The following is a 2,020-nucleotide window of genomic DNA, read 5'->3' as shown; positions in this document are numbered from 1 at the left end:
GGGCAAGCCTCGCCCTGTAGGAGCGAGGCTTGCCCGCGAAGGCGCCAGTCCTGTCACCACAACTTTTGAAGACTCACTCAGGCTTCTGATAGCTGTCGATCACTTCCTGCGCCGCCCGAAACGCATCAATCGCCGCCGGCACACCGGCATACACTGCGCAATGCAGCAACGCCTCGCGAATCTCTTCCACGGTGCAGCCGTTGTTCAGCGCGCCGCGGACGTGGCCTTTCAACTCCTGCGGGCACTTCAACGCCGTCAGCGCGGCGAGGGTGATCAGGCTGCGGGTTTTCAGCGGCAGGCCTTCGCGGTTCCACACGGCGCCCCAGGCGTGTTCATTGACGAAGTCCTGCAGCGGCTGGGTGAACTCAGTGGCATTGCCCAGCGCGCGGTCGACGAACGCATCGCCCATCACCTGGCGGCGGACTTCTACACCAGGCTTTTTGTTGTCAGTCATGGCATTTCCCTCTTGTGGTGTTGGCGACGCCAGGCGCGCAGCGATGTGAACAGCAGAAACGCCACCAGCGCCGGCAGGACAAAAAACAGCATCAAGTGTTCAAGCTTGCCGGCCAGGGGCATGCCGGTGGTGAACGACACCACGTGCAGACCGTAAGCGAGATACAACCCCAAAAACAGCAGACCTTCGGCGCGGGTCACCCGGTAACCGGTGTAGAACAGCGGCAGGCACAGCACCGCCACACCGAGCATCACCGGCAGGTCGAAATCCAGGGCATTGGGCGAGACCGACAGCGGCGAGGGGGCGACAAGCGCGGTCAGGCCGAGTACGCCCAGGAGGTTGAACAGGTTGCTGCCGATCACGTTACCCACGGCAATGTCCCGCTGACCGCGCAAGGCCGCGATCAATGAGGTGGCCAGTTCCGGCAGGGAGGTGCTGATGGCGACGATGGTCAGGCCGATGACCCGCTCCGACAGACCCAGATCGGTCGCAACCGCCACGGCGGCGCCCAGCAACAAATGGCCGGCGTAGACCAGCATCGCCAGTCCGGCGACGATCATCAACACGCTGCTGAACCACGCTGCCTGGGGAGTTCCGTCGTGGGAGGGCGGACGGGTCGAGTGCCGCGACTGGCGCAGCAACAAGCCCAGGTACAGCGCCAGGGCCGCCAGCAGAACGATGCCGTCCATGCGGGTCAGCTCTTCATTCCACGCCAATACAAACACCAGCAGGCTGGCGCCGATCATCAGCGGAATATCCAGGCGCACCAGTTGCCGTGAAACCCGCAGCGGAATGATCAGCGCCGAAAGCCCCAAGGTGACGAGGATGTTGAAGATGCTGCTGCCGATCACGCTGCCGACGGCGATGTCGGCGTTTTGCGCCAGGGTGGCTTGCAGGCTGACCGCCATCTGCGGTGCGCTGCTGCCCAAGGCGACGATGGTCAGGCCGATGATCAGCGGCCGCACCTGCAAGCGCGCCGCCAGGCGCACGGCGCCACGGACCATCAGTTCGGCGCCGGCGATCAGCAACAGCAGGCCGCCGAGCATCTCAATCAGGCTGATCAGGGGTAAATCGGCAAGTCCGAAAATGGTCGGGGCTCCGTCTGTTAATCGTCGAGGGCTTGCACGCGAACCCGTGCGGTGCCGCTACGGAGCATACCCAGTTGTTCGGCGGCCTCGTGTGAAAGATCAATCAGGCGCCCGCGGGTGTGCGGCCCGCGGTCGTTGATTCGGACCACGCAGGACTTGTCGTTATTCAGATTGGTGACCTTCACCCGCGTGCCGAACGGCAATTGGCGATGGGCGGCGGTCAGGGAATTCTTGTTGAAACGCTCGCCGCTGGCAGTGCGTTTGCCTTGGTGTTTGGCGCCGTAATAGGACGCCGTACCGGTCTTGTCGTAGCCGTGTGGGTCGATGACGTCGTTACTGGCGCAACCGGCCAGCAGAGCGAGCAGGGCGCAGGCACCCAGTAGACGCTTCATTTAAAGGTATCCACATACAAATGTGGGAGCGAGCCTGCTCGCGATGGCGGGCTGTCTGACACATCAATGTTGGATGTGCTGCCGTC

At 63.2% G+C, this 2,020-nt stretch carries 3 protein-coding genes; all 3 read right to left on the bottom strand.

The features are described 5' to 3' along the window. Positions 1-73: 73 nt before the first annotated feature. From QMX98_RS34295 to QMX98_RS34285, 3 genes are read right to left on the bottom strand one after another with little or no spacing between them, the layout of a single operon-like run. On the bottom strand, positions 74-454 hold the full coding sequence (locus QMX98_RS34295) for a carboxymuconolactone decarboxylase family protein (RefSeq protein WP_010463373.1): 381 nt from the start codon (positions 452-454) through the stop codon (positions 74-76). Continuing rightward, positions 451-1,509, bottom strand: a complete 1,059-nt coding sequence (locus QMX98_RS34290) for a calcium/sodium antiporter (protein ID WP_282412071.1) — start codon at positions 1,507-1,509, stop codon at positions 451-453. Before QMX98_RS34290 ends, QMX98_RS34295 begins: the two co-directional genes overlap by 4 nt. A gap of 50 nt (positions 1,510-1,559) precedes the next feature. Continuing rightward, on the bottom strand, positions 1,560-1,934 hold the full coding sequence (locus tag QMX98_RS34285; protein ID WP_102594410.1) for a septal ring lytic transglycosylase RlpA family protein: 375 nt from the start codon (positions 1,932-1,934) through the stop codon (positions 1,560-1,562). Positions 1,935-2,020: the final 86 nt, after the last annotated feature.

This window comes from Pseudomonas sp. PS02303 (genome assembly GCF_029959925.1).
In the GTDB taxonomy this organism is placed as follows: Bacteria; Pseudomonadota; Gammaproteobacteria; order Pseudomonadales; family Pseudomonadaceae; genus Aquipseudomonas; species Aquipseudomonas mandelii.
Note: the sequence above shows the minus strand (reverse complement) of the source record. Positions and strands in the feature narration are given on the sequence as shown.

Excerpts from the sequence above, each read along its gene's own strand:
- QMX98_RS34285 (WP_102594410.1), bottom strand. The coding sequence starts at position 1,934 with ATGAAGCGTCTACTGGGTGCCTGCGCCCTGCTCGCTCTGCTGGCCGGT.
- QMX98_RS34295 (WP_010463373.1), bottom strand. The coding sequence starts at position 454 with ATGACTGACAACAAAAAGCCTGGTGTAGAAGTCCGCCGCCAGGTGATG.